Origin of the sequence: Fictibacillus enclensis (assembly GCF_001457035.1) — a bacterium.
GTDB classification, from domain to species: Bacteria; Bacillota; Bacilli; order Bacillales; family Fictibacillaceae; genus Fictibacillus_C; species Fictibacillus_C enclensis.
The window spans coordinates 1,447,012-1,467,929 of sequence record NZ_KQ758617.1 but is presented as its reverse complement, the minus strand read 5'-3'; the positions used below and the strand labels follow the sequence as shown (position 1 = coordinate 1,467,929).

Annotated in this window: 18 protein-coding genes and 1 pseudogene; 7 read left to right on the top strand and 12 right to left on the bottom strand. The window is 44.6% G+C overall.

The features are described 5' to 3' along the window. Positions 1-18: 18 nt before the first annotated feature. On the bottom strand, positions 19-795 hold the full coding sequence (locus AS030_RS07610) for an SDR family oxidoreductase (RefSeq protein ID WP_061970124.1): 777 nt from the start codon (positions 793-795) through the stop codon (positions 19-21). An 11-nt stretch (positions 796-806) separates the two neighbouring features. Then, complete coding sequence (locus AS030_RS07605; RefSeq protein ID WP_061970121.1) at positions 807-2,030, bottom strand: acyl-CoA dehydrogenase family protein; 1,224 nt, start codon at positions 2,028-2,030, stop codon at positions 807-809. Between the two features lie 183 nt (positions 2,031-2,213). On the opposite strand from AS030_RS07605, the gene AS030_RS07600 reads away from it, so the two are divergent. Continuing rightward, positions 2,214-2,528: a hypothetical protein gene (locus AS030_RS07600; RefSeq protein ID WP_061970113.1), complete on the top strand. Its 315-nt coding sequence runs from the start codon at positions 2,214-2,216 to the stop codon at positions 2,526-2,528. 24 nt (positions 2,529-2,552) lie between these two features. Here the strand turns inward: AS030_RS07600 and AS030_RS07595 are convergent, their stop codons facing one another. The 3 genes from AS030_RS07595 to AS030_RS07585 form a co-directional block, all read right to left on the bottom strand. Further along, the gene (locus tag AS030_RS07595; RefSeq protein ID WP_061970110.1) at positions 2,553-2,792 is read right to left on the bottom strand and encodes a hypothetical protein; all 240 of its coding nucleotides are present in this window, start codon (positions 2,790-2,792) and stop codon (positions 2,553-2,555) included. Then, entirely contained in the window at positions 2,792-3,778 is a 987-nt protein-coding gene (locus AS030_RS07590; RefSeq protein ID WP_061970108.1) for an aldo/keto reductase, read from the bottom strand. The genes AS030_RS07595 and AS030_RS07590 overlap by 1 nt, the downstream gene beginning before the upstream one ends. A gap of 110 nt (positions 3,779-3,888) precedes the next feature. After that, on the bottom strand, positions 3,889-4,458 hold the full coding sequence (locus AS030_RS07585; protein WP_061970105.1) for a nitroreductase family protein: 570 nt from the start codon (positions 4,456-4,458) through the stop codon (positions 3,889-3,891). Between the two features lie 261 nt (positions 4,459-4,719). Between AS030_RS07585 and AS030_RS07580 the strand changes: the two genes are divergently transcribed. After that, positions 4,720-4,911 carry an alpha/beta-type small acid-soluble spore protein gene (locus tag AS030_RS07580; protein ID WP_061970103.1) on the top strand — a complete coding sequence of 64 codons (192 nt, stop codon included), beginning with the start codon at positions 4,720-4,722 and terminating at the stop codon, positions 4,909-4,911. Positions 4,912-4,955: 44 nt separating this feature from the next. Here AS030_RS07580 and speD read toward each other — a convergent pair whose 3' ends face one another. Both speD and glsA read right to left on the bottom strand, forming a co-directional pair. Beyond that, complete coding sequence (gene speD / locus AS030_RS07575; protein ID WP_061970101.1) at positions 4,956-5,768, bottom strand: adenosylmethionine decarboxylase; 813 nt, start codon at positions 5,766-5,768, stop codon at positions 4,956-4,958. Positions 5,769-5,886: 118 nt separating this feature from the next. Next, positions 5,887-6,816: pseudogene (glsA, locus tag AS030_RS07570) on the bottom strand (glutaminase A). Positions 6,817-6,952: 136 nt separating this feature from the next. On the opposite strand from glsA, the gene AS030_RS07565 reads away from it, so the two are divergent. Continuing rightward, positions 6,953-7,534 carry a YitT family protein gene (locus AS030_RS07565; RefSeq protein WP_061970099.1) on the top strand — a complete coding sequence of 194 codons (582 nt, stop codon included), beginning with the start codon at positions 6,953-6,955 and terminating at the stop codon, positions 7,532-7,534. 47 nt (positions 7,535-7,581) lie between these two features. Here AS030_RS07565 and AS030_RS07560 read toward each other — a convergent pair whose 3' ends face one another. After that, the gene (locus tag AS030_RS07560; RefSeq protein WP_061970096.1) at positions 7,582-8,442 is read right to left on the bottom strand and encodes a VOC family protein; all 861 of its coding nucleotides are present in this window, start codon (positions 8,440-8,442) and stop codon (positions 7,582-7,584) included. Positions 8,443-8,622: 180 nt separating this feature from the next. Here AS030_RS07560 and AS030_RS07555 point away from each other — a divergent pair, with 180 nt between their 5' ends. Next, on the top strand, positions 8,623-9,615 hold the full coding sequence (locus tag AS030_RS07555) for a zinc-binding dehydrogenase (protein ID WP_061970094.1): 993 nt from the start codon (positions 8,623-8,625) through the stop codon (positions 9,613-9,615). 253 nt (positions 9,616-9,868) lie between these two features. Here the strand turns inward: AS030_RS07555 and AS030_RS07550 are convergent, their stop codons facing one another. Then, on the bottom strand, positions 9,869-11,011 hold the full coding sequence (locus AS030_RS07550; protein ID WP_061970091.1) for an NADH-dependent flavin oxidoreductase: 1,143 nt from the start codon (positions 11,009-11,011) through the stop codon (positions 9,869-9,871). 220 nt (positions 11,012-11,231) lie between these two features. Between AS030_RS07550 and AS030_RS07545 the strand changes: the two genes are divergently transcribed. After that, positions 11,232-11,927 carry a CAP domain-containing protein gene (locus tag AS030_RS07545; RefSeq protein WP_061970089.1) on the top strand — a complete coding sequence of 232 codons (696 nt, stop codon included), beginning with the start codon at positions 11,232-11,234 and terminating at the stop codon, positions 11,925-11,927. A gap of 34 nt (positions 11,928-11,961) precedes the next feature. On the opposite strand, the gene AS030_RS07540 is transcribed toward AS030_RS07545, so the two are convergent. Beyond that, complete coding sequence (locus tag AS030_RS07540) at positions 11,962-12,894, bottom strand: manganese-dependent inorganic pyrophosphatase (protein ID WP_061970087.1); 933 nt, start codon at positions 12,892-12,894, stop codon at positions 11,962-11,964. Between the two features lie 322 nt (positions 12,895-13,216). Here AS030_RS07540 and yhfH point away from each other — a divergent pair, with 322 nt between their 5' ends. Continuing rightward, positions 13,217-13,345 carry a protein YhfH gene (gene yhfH, locus AS030_RS22945; protein ID WP_074440483.1) on the top strand — a complete coding sequence of 43 codons (129 nt, stop codon included), beginning with the start codon at positions 13,217-13,219 and terminating at the stop codon, positions 13,343-13,345. Positions 13,346-13,430: 85 nt separating this feature from the next. On the opposite strand, the gene AS030_RS07535 is transcribed toward yhfH, so the two are convergent. Continuing rightward, on the bottom strand, positions 13,431-14,912 hold the full coding sequence (locus tag AS030_RS07535) for a glutamate synthase subunit beta (protein WP_061970084.1): 1,482 nt from the start codon (positions 14,910-14,912) through the stop codon (positions 13,431-13,433). A 17-nt stretch (positions 14,913-14,929) separates the two neighbouring features. Continuing rightward, positions 14,930-19,492, bottom strand: a complete 4,563-nt coding sequence (gltB, locus tag AS030_RS07530; RefSeq protein WP_061970082.1) for a glutamate synthase large subunit — start codon at positions 19,490-19,492, stop codon at positions 14,930-14,932. Positions 19,493-19,621: 129 nt separating this feature from the next. On the opposite strand from gltB, the gene gltC reads away from it, so the two are divergent. Next, positions 19,622-20,524, top strand: a complete 903-nt coding sequence (gene gltC / locus AS030_RS07525) for a glutamate biosynthesis transcriptional regulator GltC (RefSeq protein ID WP_061970080.1) — start codon at positions 19,622-19,624, stop codon at positions 20,522-20,524. Positions 20,525-20,918: the final 394 nt, after the last annotated feature.

The following is a 20,918-nucleotide window of genomic DNA, read 5'->3' as shown; positions in this document are numbered from 1 at the left end:
GGAATTCATTACGTTAACCTACATGGCATGAGCTCCGCCGTCTATAATCAATACATCCCCTGTAATGTAATTGGAAGCGCCGGAAGCAAGAAACAGAGCTGCCCCTTTCAGGTCATCTGCATTACCAAACCGATTAAGCGGTGTTCCTCCCAATATGGCATCCTTACCGTGTTCCATCAGTACCTTTGACATTTTGGTTGGAAAAAAGCCCGGAGCGATGGCATTCACATTGATATTGTGCTGTCCCCATTTCACAGCCAGGTCTTTTGTAAAGGTTATAACTGCTCCCTTGCTTGTGTTGTAGCCAATAGTATCCATGAAGCGGGGATCGGTGCCGCCGAGGCCCGCAACGGATGAAATATTGATAACTTTGCCGGATTTTTGTTCAATCATCTTTTTACCAGCCTCCTGGCTCATAAGGAAGGTCCCTGTGACATTCACATCGATGACTTTTTTCCAGGCTTCGTATGGCATTTCCGCAACAGGAGCTCCCCAGGTGGCTCCGCTGTTGTTTACTAAAATATCAATGGTTCCGAAGGTGCTGATGGTTTCGCTCACCACGTTTTTTACATCATCCGGATTGGTGATGTCACACGGCAATGCAAGCGTACGTACACCCAGGCCGGCGGCCAGCTTCCCGGCGATTTCCTGGCATGCCTCCACTTTTCTTGAACATAGCACCACGTTTGCTCCTGCTTCGGCCAGGGCTTCGGCAATCTGCTGACCCAGGCCTCTGCCGCCGCCTGTGACAATGGCGGTTTTGCCTGTCAGGTCAAAAAGCTTCATGACATTCATGGTTTCACCTCCTAAAAGACCAATTGTTCTTCATATTTCCTTAGTTCAAGTTTTGCCAGCTGTGCTCGGTGTACCTCGTCCGGTCCATCGGCAAGACGAAGGGTCCGGGCGTTGGCCCATTGTGCGGCAAGCGTCACATCATTGGAAACTCCAGCGCCCCCAAAAGCCTGGATCGCACGGTCGATGACACGAAGAGCCATGGATGGAGCAACGACTTTAATCATCGCAATTTCCGCTTTCGCCGCTTTATTGCCCACCGTGTCCATCATATATGCCGCTTTTAGGGTTAAAAGCCGCGCTTGTTCGATTTCAATCCGTGAATTTGCGATCCATTCACGAACCACTCCTTGACCTGCTATCGGCTTGCCAAAAGCTTTGCGGTTTTGAACACGCTTACACAATTCCTCAAGCGCACGTTCTGCCGCACCAATAAGACGCATGCAGTGGTGAATTCTCCCCGGGCCCAGTCTTCCCTGGGCAATCGCAAATCCCTTTCCTTCTCCCAAAAGTATGTTTTCTGACGGAACTCTGACGTTCTCAAAAGTAATTTCAGCGTGTCCGTGAGGCGCATGATCATAGCCAAAAACCGGCAGCAGACGCTCGATTTTTACCCCAGGGGTATCAAGCGGCACCAAAATCATCGATTGCTGTTCATGACGGTTCGCGGATGGATTTGTCTTTCCCATCACGATGGATATTTTACAGCGTGGATCCCCTGCTCCCGAGGACCACCATTTGCGGCCATTGATCACATACTCATCACCATCTTTTTCAATGCGCGCCTCAATATTGGTTGCGTCCGATGAGGCTACATCAGGCTCGGTCATCGAAAAACAGGAACGGATTTTCCCATCCAACAGCGGTTTGAGCCATTGTTCTTTTTGTTGCTCGGTTCCATAGCGCTCGAGCACCTCCATGTTTCCAGTATCGGGTGCATTGCAGTTGAACACTTCGGGCCCAATTAACGAACGACCCATAATTTCACAAAGCGGAGCATACTCCTGATTGTTCAACCCTGCGCCATATTCACTTTCAGGGAGAAAAAGATTCCAGAGACCTTCTTTTTTTGCTTTCTCTTTCAGCTCTTCCATAATCGGAGGAACATCGCTCCACCGGCTTTCCTGCTGATTAAGTTGTTCCTCATAAAGTTGTTCATTCGGATACACATGCTGCTCCATAAAATCTGCAATTCGTTTACGCAGGCCGTTGACACGATCAGAATACGAAAAATCCATGTACTTCATCTCCTTTTCACTTACTAACCGGTCGGTATGTTAGATTAATTACAGTATACTCTTTTACTTTTAAAATTCAATCAATTAACCGATTATTCAAAAAATTACTCATAAAGTCCTTTATTGTTTGTGCACTTTAGTTGGAATTCGGGTATAGGACATACTAATACCGGAGGTGAAATCATGAGCCCAACAAAAACTCTTCTCACCTGGGCCTCAGCTCTCTTTTTTCTCTACGCCGCATGGGCAGGTTATATAGATCAGGAGCTCTCCCTTTCAAAAGTGGAAGGCCGCGTCCTGCAAAAGGACTATACTGTAATTGCGGTTGACCGGGGAATGAACGTTCAAACCCAGCCCCGTTATATGCTCCGCCTCTCTTCAGGCGAAAATCTTTCGGTATCTTACCCGGATTTTCTTTCGGTGGAACAGGGAGATCATGTTTTATTTATTAAACAGCACGGAACCGTGAATCTGTACGAGAAAAAAAGCCACTCCTGATGAAGGAATAGCTTTTTTAAATTCTTATGCTTTTTTGGATATACCTTTTGTTAACGTCAAATACCGCAATAACAGCAGCGATGGATAATTCAGGATGCCTGGCGACAGCCCTACAAGGGGCGCTGCAGCTCCGCCTAAAATAAACGGCAATAAACCAAGCAATGCGGACGCACTACCCGCGGCACGCTGCTGATTTTGCATGGCGAGCGGCATCGTTGTTTCACTGAAAAAGGAACTCCCTATGCGAGAGTTCCTGATTACCATTAAATATTTACACTTTTCATGCCTTCTGCCGGATAGCGCTCCCCCGCAGCCGCTCCTTTTGGGGCTACCTCATTGATTCGTCTGGTATCCTCTTGAGTGAGTTGAACTTCAAGGGCATCTATATTTTCTTCCAAATACTTGGTTCTCTTTGTTCCCGGAATCGGCACAATGTCTTCTCCCTGCGCCAGCAGCCAGGCAAGTGCAAGCTGTGAAGCCGTACATTCTTTTTCTTTGGCAATTTCCTTTATCTTTTGAACAAGGTCGAGATTTTTTTGGAAATTCTCTCCCTGAAAACGGGGGGAATTGCGTCGGTAATCATCTTCCGCCAAATCATCAAAGGTTTGTATCTGACCTGTCAAAAACCCGCGGCCAAGCGGGCTGTAAGGCACAAAACCGATTCCGAGCTCGCGCACGGCGGGAAGATTTTGATCCTCCACATCTCTGCTCCATAATGAATATTCGGTTTGAAGTGCTGTAATGGGATGAACGTCGTGGGCACGCCTGATTGTTTCCGGACCCGCCTCTGAAAGACCAAGAAACCGGACCTTGCCTTCCTGGACGAGCATACCCATCGCACCGACCGTTTCTTCAATCGGCACTCCCGGGTCCACCCGATGCTGATAATAAAGGTCAATATATTCAGTTCCAAGCCGCCTTAAGCTCTTTTCACACGCTTCCTTTACATATTTGGGATGGCCATTAATGCCTAAAAATGAACCATCCTCTCCTCTGACGTTTCCGAATTTTGTGGCTAGAATCACATCCTGCCGGCGGTCTCTTATGGCGTTGCCAACCAGCTCTTCGTTTTTCCCCACACCGTACATGTCAGCCGTATCGAGAAAATTAACGCCAAGTTCCAGGGCACGGTGAATGGTGCGCACCGATTCCTGATCGTCTTGACCGCTGTAAAAATCCGACATTCCCATACATCCTAAACCGAGTGCCGATACTTCAAGACCCTGACTGCCAAGCTTTCTTTTTTTCATCAATAATCATCCTTTCTTGCAAACTGGATTTCGATATACAGATACCTTTACCCCATTTCACACCATAAAAAAACGAAGAGACATTGATTAGCGTCTCTTCGCCCCGAAAACTAATTGATCCATTGCGTAACTTCGTTGAAATGTTGCTTTTTCATATTTGTTGGGTTAATCTCCGGGTATCCCAAATAAATGAAGCCCGCCATCTCCCCTTTGGCAGAGAGTTGGAAAAAATCCTTCATTTTTTCATGATAGCAAATGGCTCCCGTTCGCCAAACGGCACCAAGGCCCAATGCATGAGCAGCCAAAAGCATGTTTTGAATGGCCGCACTGACCGCAGCCACTTCTTCCTCGCGAATGATTTTCAGACCGTCATCAGGCTCCACGCCAACCGCAATAATGACCGGTGCGCGAAGCGGTTTTTTCTTCGTCTTTTCAAGCTTTTGAATATCTTCTTCAGAAAGCGGCTCTTTCATTGAAAGCTTGGAAACACTGGCAAGATGTTCCCCGAATCGGTTCCTTCCCTCTCCTGTCAGGACAAAGAAACGCCAGGGATTTGTGCGGTGATGATTTGGCGCGTACGTTCCGGCTTCCAGGATTTTTTCGAGATCTTCTTTCGGTACGGGTTCATCTTTCACTTTCCCGATACTTCTTCTTGTTTTTATAGCATCAAAAATGTCCATGCAGCTTCACCCTTTTTTACTTGAACTTATGTCTTTTTCCTTTTCATTATAACGCAGGAGCTCTACTCCGTGCTAAGGGTGTGCTCTATCCCTTCTCTTCCATTCTTGTGCAGCCTAATCCATCTCTTTTGCCAAAGCATCATAACCCTAAGTATACAACTTCATTATACCGTCACTAGGACGAATGCCCCCGCCCATTTTCGGAAATCTTAAATAACGGACAGCGAATGGCTGTTCAACTTTATGCGGAGGTGTTTAAGCATGGCAAGAAACAAACTTTTGGTACCGGGTTCTGAAAATGCTTTAGGGCAGATGAAAGAGGAAATTGCCAATGAGTTTGGAGTAAAGCTTGGTGCAGACACAACTTCGAGGGCGAATGGTTCTGTCGGCGGTGAAATGACGAAACGTCTAGTCGCTATGGGAGAACAACAGCTCAGAAACCAGCCTCGTTAAAGCTGGATTTCAAAAAAAGAGACCCAAATCGGGTCTCTTTTCTTTTACCGGCGGTTCATATTGCGCCCAAAATAGATTTCTTCCATCTCTTCAGTAATCCTTGCAGTGATTGCTGTTTTCTCCTCACCACTCAGCGATTCGCTCTTATAGCCGAACAGGTAATTGTCTAGATCAAAGTTTTTTAATTTGCATTTGGTATGAAAGATATTTTCCTGATAAATGTTGGAATCGATCATGTCAAATTCTTCTTTATGTTCTTCATCAATGTAATTTTGAATGGAATGAATGTCATGGTCAATAAAAAGCTTTCGTCCTTTAAAATCTCGTGTAAAGCCTCTTACCCGGTAATCAATCGTCATAATATCCGTGTCAAATGAATCAATCAAGTGATTCAGCGCTTTTAGCGGAGAAATCTCCCCGCAGGTGGATACATCTATATCTGCCCTGAACGTACTGATTCCCTCTTCCGGATGGTATTCCGGATACGTATGGACCGTCAGATGGCTTTTATCGAGCTGCATAACGACGGATTCCGGCATGGCCGCCACTTTTTCCTCAAGGTGATCGGTCGGCACTTCCACTACCGGACCTTCTGATACTAATACAGTAACGCTTGCTCCCTGAGGCACATAGTCCTGCTTGGCAATGTTCAAAATATGGGCCCCAATTCGGTCGGAAACCCCCTGAAGAATGCGGGTCAACCGCTCAGCGCTGTACTCTTCATCAATGTAGGCAATGTACGCTTCTCTTTCCTCTCTTGTTTTCGTATAACAAATATCGTACATATTAAAACTTAATGATTTCGTCAGGTTATTGAATCCGTGCAATTGTATTCGCTGGTTTGGCGTTATGTTCATGAATGATGTCCCCTTATTTCCGTTAGTTTTTGATAACAGGTCCTTTAAATAGTTTTAAGATACCCTCCATCTTGCATAAAAAAACAGCTTCCTCATCAGCAAGAAAGCCATTTCCTAATTAAAACATGTTTAAATCATACCTTTTGGACAGCGTTTCAAGTATTTTTACCCCGGCGATACTGTTTCCTTTATCATCTAGGGCTGCACCAAAAATTCCGATGCCAAACCGGTTAGGAACAGCTCCCATGATGCCCCCGGAAACGCCGCTTTTTGCAGGTATCCCTACACGGACAGCAAACTCGCCGGATGCATTATACATCCCGCATGTCACCATAAAGGTTTTACATATCCGGGCAACGGAAACAGGAATAATCTGTTCTTTGGTTAACGGCTCGGCTCCGTCAAACGCAAACACCAATCCGATTCGTGCCAGGTCCAGGCAATTCATCTCAATCGCACATTGTTTCGTATACAGATAAATGAGACGCTCCACATCTTCATTGATAATACCGTGCTGTTTCATAAAATAACAGAGTGCACGGTTAAGATGCGCAGTCTCATGCTCCGAGGCGGCTACATCCTCACAGTATGAAATGGCAGGATTACCAGCGAGCTTCCTTATAAAATCAAGCAGCCGGTTAAATCTCTCCTGAACGGATTCTCCTTTAATCATATGAGTAACAGCAAGCGCCCCGGCATTAATCATCGGGTTAAGCGGTTTGGATGGTTTGCTGATTTCAAGTTTTACGATGGAATTGAATGGATCACCCGTTGGTTCGTATCCCACTTTGGAAAACACGTGATCTTCCCCCTGGTCCATAAGTGCCAATGCAAGAGCCAAAACTTTTGAAATGCTTTGAAGTTAAATTTTCATCTTCACATCACCGGCAGACAGGCAGTTTCCGTCAGGAAAAGATATCGCAACAGACAACTCGTCCGGATCCGCTTTCCTTAATGCAGGGATATAGTCGGCCACCTTACCAAACTTGGTATAAACTCTTGCTTTCATCATAATCTGCTTCAGTTCTTCACTTGATGTACAGGACATAATTATTTCTCCGTTTCTGTTTCATAGAATTAGTTTTCACTTCATTGCCCTGTTCATACGGAAAACGGAAGAAATTAATAATAAAGAGTGCTTGAACATAAAGTAGTATAAATACAGGGACAGGGATGACGTAACTATGAATAAATTGATAGCGATCGGCTGCGGAAGTACATTAATGGGAATTGGAATCAATGGTTTTATCCTGCCTCAGCATATATTGAACGGAGGTTTTATCGGCCTTGCCCTCCTGTTGAAGTACACTGCCGGATTTCAGGTGGGCCTCACGATCATCTGTCTCAGCGCTCCGATCTTTTTGATGGCACTGCACTATAATAAACTCTATTTTTTTAACAGTCTGATGGGGATGCTTCTTTCCTCCCTGCTGATTGAGGGAATGTTCCCCTTGCAATGGCTTTTCCACCTTCCCATTTGGATCAGTGCCTGTATTGGCGGGGCATTCATCGGAACAGGAGTCGGGTTAATGATGAGATATAATACGTGTGTCGGCGGGCTTGATCTGCTCGCACTCCTGATGTCCAAATGGTTTCGATTCAATCCGGGTCTTCTCATGATTATCCTGGATGCGATCATTATTACAACAGGCATGATTCTCCTGAGGGATCCCTATTTGTTGTTTTCATTTGTCACCATCCTGATCGCAGGAATTGTCACAGCACTTCTGACTTCATATCGATCGGTCAATTTGTTTCTATCATAAAAAACCCCATCACATGCTAAACGATGTGATGGGGTTTTTGAGTTTTGTTACTGGAGTGCTACAGCCAGTTTCATTTTTGTTCCGGATGGATCAGTCAGGTAAAAATCGTTCTCTGATTGCGTTGAAACAAATCCTAAAGTTTCAAGGCGGATGACTGCCTCTTTTCTTGCTTCATGCGTTGGATATACAACCGAAAACATCTTGATCCCAACAGCATTGGAAACAGGGGCAGGAGCACCTTTTCCGTTCCAGATATTCAGGCCGAGATGATGATGGTACTTGCCTGTTGAAATAAATAGCGCTTGGTTGCCGAGCCGCAGGACAACCTCAAAGCCAAGTCCTCTGCAATAAAAAGCTTCGGCCTCTTCCAAGTGTGCAACATGGAGATGGAGATGACCCATAATGGTTTCCGTTGACAGCCCTTCAAAAACCATATCCTCACTTTCAGCAAGCAATCCTTGTGCATCGAGCGGTTCGGTTGTCATGACTACCTGCCCATTCTCCCACTGCCAGTCTCCTGAGTCCCGGTCGCGGTAAATCTCAATTCCGTTGCCATCCGGGTCAGCCAAATACAACGCTTCACTGACAAGGTGATCAGACGCTCCCTGAAGCGGATATCTAATATTGAGCAAATGCCGCAGGACGTTGGCCAGTTCTTTCCGGGTTGGAACAAGCAATGCAAAATGGTACAAGCCATTAGTGCGTGGCTGCTTCGGCTGGGCATTCTGGGGCTGTTCAATCGTTAAAATGGCGCTTGTGCCATCCAGTGTAAGTTCGATCTTATGATCTTTTCGATTGAGAATGGAAAATCCTAAAATATCTTGATAAAACGATAAGGAACGATCCAGATCTTCCACGATTAATTGAACTTGCTGAACAAAGGTTTTCGGTGCAGTATGAAAATTCATGAGATTCTCCTTTAATTTTTTTACATACAAAAAGTAAGTTTGTTACTATATATTATATACTTCTTAACCCGAAAAGCAAGAAAAATTTCCGATTGAAACAACAAAGCGGACATATCCCACTCACTTTGGTACACTGAATGATAATCGTACATATATTATTTTCATTCACGGGAGGTTTTTATGAAAGCACTTATTCATCAAAAGCAAAAAGGACTGGAAGGCCTTCATCTTTCAGAAATGGAAGAACTGACACCCCAAGCTGGAGAAGTAAGAATTAAACTGAAAACCGCAGGATTAAACCATCGTGATTTGTTCGTTCTTCAAAGACATCAACCAGAAGATCCGCCGCTGGTAATTGGTTCCGATGGTGCAGGGATTGTGGACGCCGTCGGTGACAACGTCACTTCCGTGCAGGTCGGAGATGAAGTGATTATTAATCCTGGAACAGGGTGGAGAAACACGAGTGATGCGCCGCCAAAAGGATTTGAAATTCTTGGCCTCCCATTTCATGGCACGTTCGCTGAAAAGATTGTCATCCCGGAGGAAAATGCCCTTCCAAAACCCTCTCACCTGTCATGGGAGGAAGCCGGTGTTTTATCATTGGCTGCACTTACTGCCTATCGGGTCTTGTTTACGAGGGCAAAAGTAAAGGAAAATCAAAAAGTTTTGATTCCCGGCATTGGAAGCGGGGTCGCGACCTTTTTACTTCAGTTCGCCAAAGCAGCCGGAGCTGAGGTGTATGTCACCTCCCGCTCAAAAGAAAAAGGAGACGCCGCACTCAAGCTTGGGGCTGTAAAAGCCATTGACAGCAATGAGAATTGGAACGATCAGCTTGAAAATCAGAAGATGGATCTTGTAATCGAAAGCGTAGGAGCTGCCACGTTCAATCAATCGCTCGATCAGCTCAGGGCCGGAGGAACCATCGTGGCATTTGGTGCCTCGGCAGGTGATGAAGTGAAGCTGGATCTCCGAAAATTCTTTTACGGCCAGTTCAACTTTTTGGGGTCAACGATGGGCAGCGGTGAAGAATACAGAGAAATGCTGCAATTTATTGAAGAACACAATATTAAACCTATAATTGACAAGGTTTATGAGCTGTCACAATATAAAGATGCCTTTGACCGGATGGAGAACGCTTCTCAGTTTGGAAAAATCGGTTTTAAGATAGTATGATATAAAAAAACATCCCGGACGAATCCGGGATGTTTTTTTTATAATTCGGGTGTGTTTAAGTTAAAGGCTGGACCGAACAAAACAAAGTAAGCCATTCCCTATATTGTTACATACACTTGTTTCGACCCAAAGAGATATGTGGGAGGATCATACAATCTGCCATCCTGTTTTGTAGGGTACTACCATAATATCAAGCAGCATCATTCAAAGATTGAATACCCTTTTTGCCTGAAGACAAAAGGGGTTTCATTTCTTATTGATTTTCTTCTACTGGGAACCACCCTGGAGTATTTATAATCGCCTGCCATAATGCGTCAGGGACCACCAATTCATGTTGAGCGTCTTTTTTTAGCTTTGTTTGTATTTCAGAAGCGCGCCCTTCTTCAATTTTTTGGACCCAGTCTGGATCGATGATTAATTCCCTGCCAATTGCAATAAGCGGCACTCCCGTTTTGATGGCCTTTAAGGCATCATCTGCTGAGTAGATGGAGCCGACACCGATTACAGGAACCTTGTTGCCCACTCTTTCCTGGATAATTTCCATTCGAGAACGGGTATCATCCACTCCTCTTCTTGGAACAGACCAAAAGTCCATCAGTGAAACGTGAACATAGTCCAATTGCTTTTTCGCAAGTTCATCCACTAATAACAATGTTTCATCCATTGTAATTCCTGGTGTCTCTGGTTCTTCAGGTGAAAACCTGTATCCGACCAGAAACGGCTCCTTCGCATGCTTCTTCACTGCACTTTTCACTTCGTCGATCACAGCAAGCGGGAACGCCATACGCTCTTTAATGGTTCCTCCCCACCTGTCCGTACGCTGATTTGAGTGCGGGGAAAAGAACTGCTGTATCAGATAGCCGTTGGCTCCATGAATTTCAATTCCGTCAAACCCAGCTTCAATAGCTCTTCTTGCCGATTCACCAAAGTCCCGGATGACCGACTGGATTTCTTCATCTGTAAGTTCACGGGGGAGCGGTTGCTCACCAGTTGCTGTCTTCTGCTCAGGAGCCACCGCACTCGCACTGACAACATCGCCGTCAGGCACCAAATCAGGAGGACACATACGGCCGCCATGAAAAACTTGGAGAACAGCTTTCGCGCCTTCTTGTTTGATGCTTTCTGCCAGTCTTCGAAGGCTGGGGATCATTTCATCATTGTGGGTGCCAAATTCTCCTGGAAAACCTTTTCCGCTTGGACTGACATAAGCACAAGCGGTAATAACCATTCCAGCTCCCTTAGATCGTCGGATATAATAATTTACTTCACTGTCTGAAACCGTGCCATCCTCGTTGGAAGAAAAATTGGTCATGGGAGCCATGACTACCCGGTTTTTCAATGAGATTCCATTATCAAAAGTAAAATCATCCAATAAGGGCTGATATTGATTTGTCATAAAGACACTCCTTTTTTCTCTGTCTGTCATCCATAATACTTTCAAAAAGTAATTTAAGCACGAAAAGTGCTCACAGACCGTTTTTCTTGTTGCAATGGTTATAATCTTCCCTTAATGGACCAGTTGTATGATGCTGTAAGCTGATCATGTATGGGTTTTTCCGATTGTGAAATACTATGGACGTCTGGAAAGAATAGCACATCTTGAAAGGAGCACAAACATGAAGCGTTCCCAGATCATTTTCTCATTCTTCGCGATTAATCTCTTTCTTGCAGGCTGCAACAATGTAAGTAAGGATGCACTTCGCAGCGATCAGAAAGATCATAAATCATTATCCGGTCAAAAAACGATTAAAACGAGCAATGGTTATCTCACATCGGAAAACCAACCTTATCGTTCATCCACAGGGCATAAAACAACATCGAAAATAAAAAAAGAAAATATTTCATATAACAACCCTGATACCCAAATGGAAACTAATCCCGACATGAATGGGACCGTTCCACCCGCTGCCCCTCCATCCGGCAATCAGGGATACAGCCAGGAAATGATTCAGCAGGTGGTCGAACTCACAAATCAGGAACGGCGGAAACATGGACTTTCGGATTTAAAATATGATCCTCAATTGACTAATATGGCTCAATCAAAAGCAAATGACATGGACAACAATGATTATTTTTCTCACAACAGCCCGACGCAGGGTTCCCCTTTTGACCAAATGGATAAGATGAATATTGATTACGATTCGGCTGGAGAAAACATCGCCATTGGCCAGCAGTCTCCTGAACAAGTCGTCAACGACTGGATGAACAGCGAGGGACACCGCAAGAACATTCTAAATCCTGATTACACCCATATTGGGATCGGCTATACCGGCAATGACAATTGCTGGACACAGGAATTCATCAAAAAATAAAAGAAGCCGGAATGACCGGCTTCTTTGATGATTTTTAATGAATGTTAAATGTATCTGTCAGTACAGGTACAATTTGTTTCTTCCGGGATACTACCCCTTTTAATACAGCAGTATTGTCCTCAAGCTTGACATTATAAGCTTTTTCAACAACCTCTGACTTCTTTCCGAGCGCCAGGCCTGTTGAATCATTGGTCAGGATATCCGTCACAACGAACAGGAACAGATCGAGACCTTTTTCCTGAACGACACTGTTGATCGCATCTTCAAGTTCTTGTTTTCTTTCAAACACTTCATCAATATCGACTGTGTTAACCTGGGCGATTTCAACCTTGCTGTCTCCCATTTGGAATTCTTTCGCATCAAGTGTAATCAGCTGGCTGACTGATTTGTCACTAAGGTCCGCACCCGCTTTCAGCATTTCCAAACCATAGCTTTCAGCATCCACACCGGCAATTTCAGCAAGCTCTTTCGCTGCTGAAATGTCTTGTTCTGTGCACGTCGGAGATTTGAACAGCAAGGAATCAGAAATAATCGCGGAAAGCATTAGACCTGCGATGTTCTTTTCTACAGCCACTCCATTTTCTTTGTACATTTTATTCAAGATAGTGGCGGTACATCCAACCGGCTCGGCACGATAATACAATGGATCACTTGTTTCAAAATTAGCGATTCTGTGATGGTCGATCACTTCAAGCACTTGTACAGAGGCAATATCGGATACACTCTGCTGGCGTTCGTTATGGTCTACCAAAATGACGTTTTCCACTTCGTTGGCAACTGTTTCAACAAGGCGTGGCGCGGATGCGCCAAATTGATCAAGTGCATATTGGGTTTCTCCATTGACTTCGCCAAGACGGACCGCTTCTGCATTAACGCCAAGTTTTGTTTTCAGATCAGCATAAACAAGCGCTGAACAAATTGTGTCTGTATCCGGGTTTTTGTGTCCAAAAATCAATACTTTTTCCATACGTATACTTCTTCTCCTTTGTCCTCTAAAAATGAATGCTCCAGGTAAAACAGTACTAGAACAGATTTCCATCCACTGTTTTACTCAACGATATTATTTTAGCATTTACTGAAGCCTGGGTAAAACAGAACTTGTGCACATATACTTTAGTATAAACCAAATCAAACAAGTAAAAAGGCGTGACTTTTGGCCTCGTTCCTTCTGATCTCCTTAAATTGCACTAGTCTTTTTGTCGTATTTTCAAAATAATCTATAACAGATGTTGACGTCGCTTAACTGTTATAATACAATGTGTTTAACAGAAAACAGGAGGTAATGCTGAATGTTGACATTGGAATTTTATCGTAACTTGCCTGAAAAACAATGCCGGGAATGCGGGAACAAGATGGATGAACAACATGAATGCTATGTTCAGGAATGCGAACATTGCGCCACACAGCAAAAAGCCTAGTTTTCACCCGATTTAACAAGCAAAACAGCCGACTGTGACTGTCACCTCTGTAACAGAGTGCAACAGTTCACAAACGGCTGTTTTTTTATGCAAGCACCGTACTTCCCATCAGGTATTTATCCACTTCTCTTGCCGCTTCACGGCCTTCCTGGATGGCCCATACGATCAGGCTTTGCCCTCTTCTGGCATCACCTGCGGCAAACACACCTTCCACATTGGTGCGGTAATCGCCATGTTTGGCCTCAATTTTTTGATTGTTTGCATTTACGCCGAATTGTTGGAGCAGCGGCTGTTCAGTACCCTCAAAACCGATTGCGATGAACACTAACTGCGCCGGCCATACCTTTTCAGTTCCCGGCACTTCCTTTAGTACAGCTTTGCCCTCTTCATCTGTCGTGAATACGGTTTGTACGGTATGGAGTTCCTTCAGATTGCCTTCCTCATCTGCAACCAACTTTTTTGTCTGAACTGTATACTGTCTGGGATCCTTGCCAAACTTGGCTTCGGCTTCCTCATAGGCATAATCCATCGTAAAAATGTTAGGAAGCTCCGGCCACATGTTATCCGGTGTTCTTGCTTCCGGAAGCTTTGGATACTTGCCGAATTGGACAATGCTTCTGCAATTTTGGCGGAGAGCAGTAGCCACACAGTCTGCACCTGTATCTCCTCCACCAATAACGATGACATCCTTGTCCTTTGCATCGATCTGCTGATGAACCGGTACATTCTCGTTCAAAAGACTTCGTGTGGAACCTGTGAGATAATCCATCGCATAATGTACGCCTATTGCTTCACGGCCTTCCAATACCAAATCTCTTTGTTTTTGGGCACCAACACAGAGAATAACAGCGTCATATTGATTTTTCAGTTGGTCGGCAGTAATATCTTCGCCTACTTCTGTAGAACAGATAAAATCAATGCCTTCCTGTGTCAGGAGCTGGACGCGCCTTTCCACAACCTCTTTTTCAAGTTTCATGTTCGGAATTCCATAGGTTAATAGTCCGCCAGCACGTTCTGCTCTCTCATATACAGTAACGGAATGCCCGGCTTGATTCAACTGGTCAGCTGCTGCCATTCCGGCTGGACCAGAACCAACGACTGCAATTTTTTTGCCCGTTCTGGTTTCAGGAATCCGGGGGGTAATCCATCCGTTCTCAAAGCCTTTATCGATAATCGCTTGTTCAATATTTTTAATGGTGACTGCCGGTGAAGAAATCTCTACAGTACAAGACCCTTCGCATGGCGCCGGGCATACACGGCCCGTAAATTCTGGGAAATTATTGGTTTTCATCAAACGTTCCAGTGCATCTTTCCATTTTCCCCGGTAAACGAGGTCATTCCATTCCGGGATCAGGTTATGGATGGGACAACCTGAAGTCATCCCGCCAATATCCATACCAATATGACAAAATGGTGTTGCACAATCCATGCATCTTGCACTCTGTTGATGAAGGGTTTCATCATCCATCCGCTCTGTATGTTCTTTCCAGTCGTTTAAGCGAGTGAGAGGATTACGTTCTTTAGCTTCTTCTCTCGCATATTCCATAAATCCTGTTGTTTTACCCATACGTCCTCTCCCCTTTCCTAATTAAGAATTAGCTGATTTCTCTCTGCTGAAGGACTTTTTTTTAAAGTTGATGATTCAAGAAACGCACTCATTACGGCTTCCTCATGACTCTTTCCGGAGTTTTCCTGTTCTGCAATCCTTTGGATCATTTGTTTGTAATCCTTCGGAATGACTTTTACAAACTGAGAAGCATATTCATCCCAATTGCTCAGGATGATAGCCGCTTTTGAGCTGAGGGTATAATGATAATGGCTTAGAATCATCTGTCTTATCTCTTCTTCCTCCTCATGCGTTGCAAAGGATTCAAACTCCACGCTCTCTTTATTGCATAATGATAAGAAGGCTTCTTTATCGCTGGCAAGAATATAAGCTACTCCGCCTGACATACCGGCTGCAAAGTTCTTTCCTGTTTCCCCAAGAACAACAACTTTTCCGCCTGTCATATACTCGCAGCCATGGTCCCCGATTCCTTCAGTGACGATGTTGGCTCCGCTGTTTCTTACCGCAAACCGTTCACCGGCAGCTCCATTAATGTACGCTTCTCCGCTTGTAGCACCGTAAAACGCAACATTTCCGGCAATCACGTTTGTGTCAGATAAAAAGTCGGATTCTTTTGGCGCAGTAACAATAATTTTACCGCCTGACAGCCCTTTGCCCACGTAGTCATTCGCATCTCCCGTCAAGTACAAGCTCATCCCTTTAGGAATAAAGGCACCAAACGATTGGCCGGCAGAGCCGTTAAATTGCAGATTGACCGTATCTTCCGGAAGCCCTTCTTCCCCATAACGCTTGGAAACCTCACTTCCGCAAATCGTCCCCGTCACACGGTTGGTGTTATTAAGATTGAAAGAAAGATAAACTCTTTCCTGCTCTTCAAGCGCTTGTTCAATCGCCGGAAGTATGGTTGTAATATCAAGCGATTCGTCAATTTTATGATTCTGAGGCGTCTGGAACGTTCTTACTGAACCATCTACAGTATGAATCAAATTGTGCAAGTTTAATTGTTTTGCTTTCCAATGGTGTTTTGCACGTTCCGACATTTCAAGAATGTCACTGCGCCCAACCATTTCATCCATCGTTCTGAATCCAAGCTCAGCCATAATCTCGCGAACTTCCTGAGCAACGAAGCGCATATAGTTGACGACATGATCAGGGTCACCCATAAACTTTTTGCGCAGTTCAGGGTTTTGTGTGGCAACACCAACCGGACATGTATCCAAGTGACAGGCGCGCATCATAACACAGCCCAATACTATAAGCGGTGCAGTCGCAAACCCATATTCTTCTGCACCAAGTAAAGCTGCGAGCACCACATCTTTACCTGTCATCAGCTTTCCGTCAGTTTCCAAAACCACCCGGTCACGCAATCCGTTCAGCATCAGTGTCTGATGGGCTTCGGCAAGGCCAAGTTCCCATGGCAGTCCGGTGTGCTTGATACTTGTTTTAGGTGATGCGCCAGTTCCACCGTCATATCCGCTGATAACAATGACATCGGCAGAGCCTTTTGCTACACCGGCAGCGATTGTGCCGACGCCCGCCTTGGCCACCAGTTTAACGGAAATTCGCGCGTCCCGGTTTGAGTTCTTCAAATCATGAATCAATTGCGCCAAATCCTCGATCGAGTAAATATCATGGTGAGGAGGCGGTGAAATCAGTCCTACACCAGGAGTAGATCCACGGACATCAGCCACCCAAGGATAAACCTTGTTACCCGGAAGCTGGCCGCCTTCTCCAGGTTTAGCTCCTTGAGCCATTTTAATTTGCAGTTCATCAGCGTTCACCAGGTAATGGCTTTTGACACCGAAGCGGCCAGAAGCGATTTGCTTGATCGCACTGCGGCGGAAATCCCCATTCTCATCGGGAATATAACGTGATGCATCTTCTCCGCCTTCCCCACTGTTGCTTTTGCCTCCTAAACGGTTCATGGCAATCGCCAATGCTTCATGAGCTTCACTGCTCAATGACCCAAAGGACATAGCCCCTGTTTTAAACCGTTTTATAATATCTTCCACAGACTCAACTTCTTCAATCGGAACCGCCTGGCCGGTAGGAAACGAAAAGAGGTTGCGTAAGAAATTCAATCGCTCTTCGTTTGCAGCGGAGGAATATTGTTTGAATAAGTTGTAATCATTCCGGCGGCAAGCCCACTGCAGCGTATGAATCGTTTTTGGATTAAAGGCATGGTGCTCACCTGTTTTTCTCCATTGAAACTCGCTCCCTGAATCCAGTGCTTCAGTATCCCGCTTATCGCAGGCTTCACCATGGCGCTGTACCGCTTCCTGGGCGATGGTCGTAAGATTAATTCCATCGATTTGAGAAGCTGTTCCGGTAAAGTAGCGGTCAATCACATCTTCACCAATTCCCACCGCTTCAAAGATTTGCGCTCCGCGATAACTTTGAATGGTTGAAATCCCCATTTTAGACATGACTTTTACCACGCCGTCTGTAACACCTTTAATATATTTTTTTACGACAGAATCGAAGGACATTTCAAGGTGTCCGTCCAGAATCGCCTGCTGGTATGTGGCATACGCCAAGTAAGGATGAATGGCGTCTGCTCCATAACCAATCAGAGCGGCATAATGGTGAACTTCACGTGTTTCTCCAGAATCAACGATCAAACTTACTTTCGTACGCAATCCTGCACGTACCAGATGATGGTGCAGACCGCTTGTTGCCAGCAAAATAGGCATCGGTGTGCGTTTTTCATCCATTTCCCGATCTGAAAGAATGAGTAGAGTATGCCCCTCTTCAATGGCTTTCTCTGCTTCTGTAAATAAAGTATTTAATGCCGATTCCAAATCTTCAGAAAATAAAGTGTGCAACGTGGTGCTTTTGAATTCAGGCAGTAAATTTTGTTTTAACAGGTCCAGTGTACTGCTTGGTAGAATTGGTGTATCAAGCTGGATGCGACGACAATTGATAGCTTCTGTTTGCAAAAGATTTCCTTCAGCTCCAAGGTAACTGATCGTCGAAGTAACCACCTGTTCCCTAAGAGAATCAATCGGCGGATTGGTTACTTGTGCAAATAATTGCTTAAAATAGTTAAACAATGATTGGGAGCGGTCGGATAATACAGCCAGCGGGGTATCATTCCCCATGGATCCAACCGGATCTTTTCCTTCTTTAACAATAGGAAGCAAATACTTTTGAACATCTTCATAGGTGTAGCCGAACGCTCTCTGGCGTAAGGACATGTTATCCACTGTTTCCGGCTCTTCCGGTTGACCTTCGTCATCAAGACGGATCAAATTCTCATCGAGCCATTTGCGATAAGGATTCGCCATGGAAAGCTCGGACTTTATTTCCTTATCAGAAACAATCCTGCCCTTTTCCAAGTCGATCAGCAGCATTTTACCAGGGCTGAGGCGGTCTTTGTATAGAACATTTTCAGGCTCTACATCAATCACGCCAACTTCCGAAGAAAAGATGATATAGTCGTCTTTTGTTACATAATAACGTGCAGGGCGCAACCCGTTACGATCAAGAATGGCTCCAATCTGACGACCGTTAGTAAAAGAAATGGCCGTAGGTCCGTCCCAAGGCTCCATTAATGTGCTGTGGTATTCATAAAAGGCCTTCTTATCCTCTGTCATATGCGGATTATTTTCAGACCAAGGTTCCGGAATAAGCATCATCGCTGCATGGGCAAGCTCCCTGCCCGCCAAAACAAAAAATTCAAGGGCATTGTCCAAAACAGCTGAATCACTGCCTTCTGTATCCAAAATCGGCAGAAGCTTTGCCAAATCTTCTCCAAAGGCGTCTGAAGCAAATTGCTGTTCACGGGCCTTCATCCAATTGATGTTTCCGCGCAAGGTATTGATTTCTCCATTATGGATCAAGTAGCGGTTTGGATGGGCACGCTCCCAGCTTGGAAAGGTATTTGTACTAAAGCGGGAATGGACTAAAGCAAAAGCCGATACAAAACCATCATTCTGCAGGTCCACATAAAAGGAATCCACTTGTTCAGGCGTTAGCAGCCCTTTGTAAACAATTGTTTCGGATGAAAGGCTTGAGAAATAAAAACGCAGGTCTTTATCCTTGCCCCAGCTTTCGGCTTGTTTACGGATAAGGTATAATTTACGTTCAAAGGGCAAACCATTTTTCACTTCACCTGAAGCCTGAATAAATACCTGATGAATAGATGGGCAACTCTGTTGCGCCAGTATTCCGATTTTTTCGTCAATTACAGGTACGCTTCTCCATCCTAAAAGGACTTGGCCTTCCTGTTCAATTAAACGATTGATTTTATCTTTAATAATCAACTGTTCTTCCTCGCTCTGCGGCAGGAACAGCATCCCGACTCCATAGCTTCCTTTTTCGGGAAGAGAAAATTCCTTGCAGTTTTCTCGAAAAAACGCGTCTGGCAGTTGAACCATAAGCCCGGCACCGTCGCCGGTAAGTGGATCACTTCCCTGTCCTCCTCGATGGTCCAGCTGGCAAAGCATGCTTAAACCCTTCTTCACAATATCATGGGTAGCTAGTCCTTTAATGTGGGCGTATAAGCCAATACCGCATGCATCGTGTTCAAATTCGGGACGGTAGAGGCCCTGTCGTTTTGGTAATTGATGAAATGTCATTGTTCGCTCCCCCGTTTCAGTTGTCTTTTTTATAGTGTAGGTTTTATAATTCATCCAAACAATATATAATTTAGATAAGATTGATCTAATTTTGAGAATAATAAGAAAAAAGTCATGGAGGGTTGACAAATGGAGCTGCGGCAATTGCAGTATTTTATTGAGGTGGCGGAACGTGAGCATGTGTCTGAGGCTGCGCAGCATTTGCATGTTGCACAGTCTGCCGTCAGCAGGCAGATTGCCAACCTTGAGGCAGAATTAAATGTAGATTTGTTTGAGAGAGAAGGAAGGAATGTTAAATTAACTCCAGTTGGCAAACTATTTTTAACTCACGCGGCTACCGCGTTAAAGGCCATCGATTATGCAAAAAAACAGATTGATGAATATTTGGATCCGGAACGAGGTACTATTAAAATCGGATTTCCTACCAGTTTAGCAAGCCACTTGCTTCCAACCATTATTTCGGCATTTAAAGAAAAACACCCGAACATCGCGTTTCACCTGAGACAAGGTTCTTATCATTTTTTAATAGATGCTGTAAAAAAGGGAGACATTGACCTGGCTTTTTTAGGTCCGGTTCCAGCCAATCAGTCAGATGTACAAGGGCATATCTTGTTTACGGAAAGAATTTCAGCCCTATTGCAGGCTAATCATCCTCTTGCTGAAAAAAACAGCCTTATGCTCAGTGATTTAAGAAACGATCCTTTTGTCCTATTTCCGGAAGGGTATGTGCTGCATGAGGTGGTTGTTAACGCCTGCAGAGAGGCAGGCTTCACTCCGAAAATCTCTTCCGAAGGTGAAGACATGGATGCGATCAAAGGGCTGGTGACCGCCGGAATAGGTATTACTCTTTTACCCGATAGTTCATTTTATGAAACAACACCCCGCTACACCGTAAAAAAGCCGATTGATTTTCCGCTTGTGCAGCGTACAGTAGGACTGATCACGCCGAAAAGGCGGGAATTGGCGCCGGCTGAAAATGTATTTTATGATTTTGTAATTGACTTCTTTTCCAAGCTTGAGCAGTATCAATAAAAAAAAAGCCTTGAAAAAGCATCAAGCACCATGCTTTTTCAAGGCTTTTTATTATGCGGAATCAGGAAGCAGCTCTTTGTTCTTTCTGAAGCAAAGCAACAGCGTACAAAAGCAGATATCTCTCACGGGGAGTCAGCCGAAGCCAATCTTTTACTTTGTACTTCATGTTAGTTCCTCCTTTATATTTCCCTGGCCTTCCTGTAGATCATCTATAATTTCACCTTTGTTTTTTTAAGCGTATCTTTATATTACCACCTCCTAAATTTAGCAAACATATTGCTCACATTTACTTTTCTCTTTTGTTCTCTTAAAATCAACAAAAAAAGATCTGTTTTTGATTGCCTCTCGTTAAAAAATAGGTATTAAAAACCGTTTTTTCTCCATTTTTGTCGAG

What these genes read in the sequence shown, in the direction of transcription:
- AS030_RS07585 (WP_061970105.1), bottom strand. Translation starts at nt 4,458, where the DNA reads ATGGACATTTTTGATGCTATAAAAACAAGAAGAAGTATCGGGAAAGTG.
- AS030_RS07600 (WP_061970113.1), top strand. Translation starts at nt 2,214, where the DNA reads ATGAGCCCAACAAAAACTCTTCTCACCTGGGCCTCAGCTCTCTTTTTT.
- AS030_RS07605 (WP_061970121.1), bottom strand. Translation starts at nt 2,030, where the DNA reads ATGGATTTTTCGTATTCTGATCGTGTCAACGGCCTGCGTAAACGAATT.
- AS030_RS07540 (WP_061970087.1), bottom strand. Translation starts at nt 12,894, where the DNA reads ATGGAAAAAGTATTGATTTTTGGACACAAAAACCCGGATACAGACACA.
- AS030_RS07595 (WP_061970110.1), bottom strand. Translation starts at nt 2,792, where the DNA reads ATGGTAATCAGGAACTCTCGCATAGGGAGTTCCTTTTTCAGTGAAACA.
- AS030_RS07580 (WP_061970103.1), top strand. Translation starts at nt 4,720, where the DNA reads ATGGCAAGAAACAAACTTTTGGTACCGGGTTCTGAAAATGCTTTAGGG.
- AS030_RS07550 (WP_061970091.1), bottom strand. Translation starts at nt 11,011, where the DNA reads ATGACAAATCAATATCAGCCCTTATTGGATGATTTTACTTTTGATAAT.
- gltC (WP_061970080.1), top strand. Translation starts at nt 19,622, where the DNA reads ATGGAGCTGCGGCAATTGCAGTATTTTATTGAGGTGGCGGAACGTGAG.
- speD (WP_061970101.1), bottom strand. Translation starts at nt 5,768, where the DNA reads ATGAACATAACGCCAAACCAGCGAATACAATTGCACGGATTCAATAAC.
- AS030_RS07560 (WP_061970096.1), bottom strand. Translation starts at nt 8,442, where the DNA reads ATGAATTTTCATACTGCACCGAAAACCTTTGTTCAGCAAGTTCAATTA.
- AS030_RS07535 (WP_061970084.1), bottom strand. Translation starts at nt 14,912, where the DNA reads ATGGGTAAAACAACAGGATTTATGGAATATGCGAGAGAAGAAGCTAAA.
- AS030_RS07610 (WP_061970124.1), bottom strand. Translation starts at nt 795, where the DNA reads ATGAATGTCATGAAGCTTTTTGACCTGACAGGCAAAACCGCCATTGTC.
- gltB (WP_061970082.1), bottom strand. Translation starts at nt 19,492, where the DNA reads ATGACATTTCATCAATTACCAAAACGACAGGGCCTCTACCGTCCCGAA.
- AS030_RS07590 (WP_061970108.1), bottom strand. Translation starts at nt 3,778, where the DNA reads ATGAAAAAAAGAAAGCTTGGCAGTCAGGGTCTTGAAGTATCGGCACTC.
- AS030_RS07565 (WP_061970099.1), top strand. Translation starts at nt 6,953, where the DNA reads ATGAATAAATTGATAGCGATCGGCTGCGGAAGTACATTAATGGGAATT.
- AS030_RS07555 (WP_061970094.1), top strand. Translation starts at nt 8,623, where the DNA reads ATGAAAGCACTTATTCATCAAAAGCAAAAAGGACTGGAAGGCCTTCAT.
- AS030_RS07545 (WP_061970089.1), top strand. Translation starts at nt 11,232, where the DNA reads ATGAAGCGTTCCCAGATCATTTTCTCATTCTTCGCGATTAATCTCTTT.
- yhfH (WP_074440483.1), top strand. Translation starts at nt 13,217, where the DNA reads ATGTTGACATTGGAATTTTATCGTAACTTGCCTGAAAAACAATGCCGG.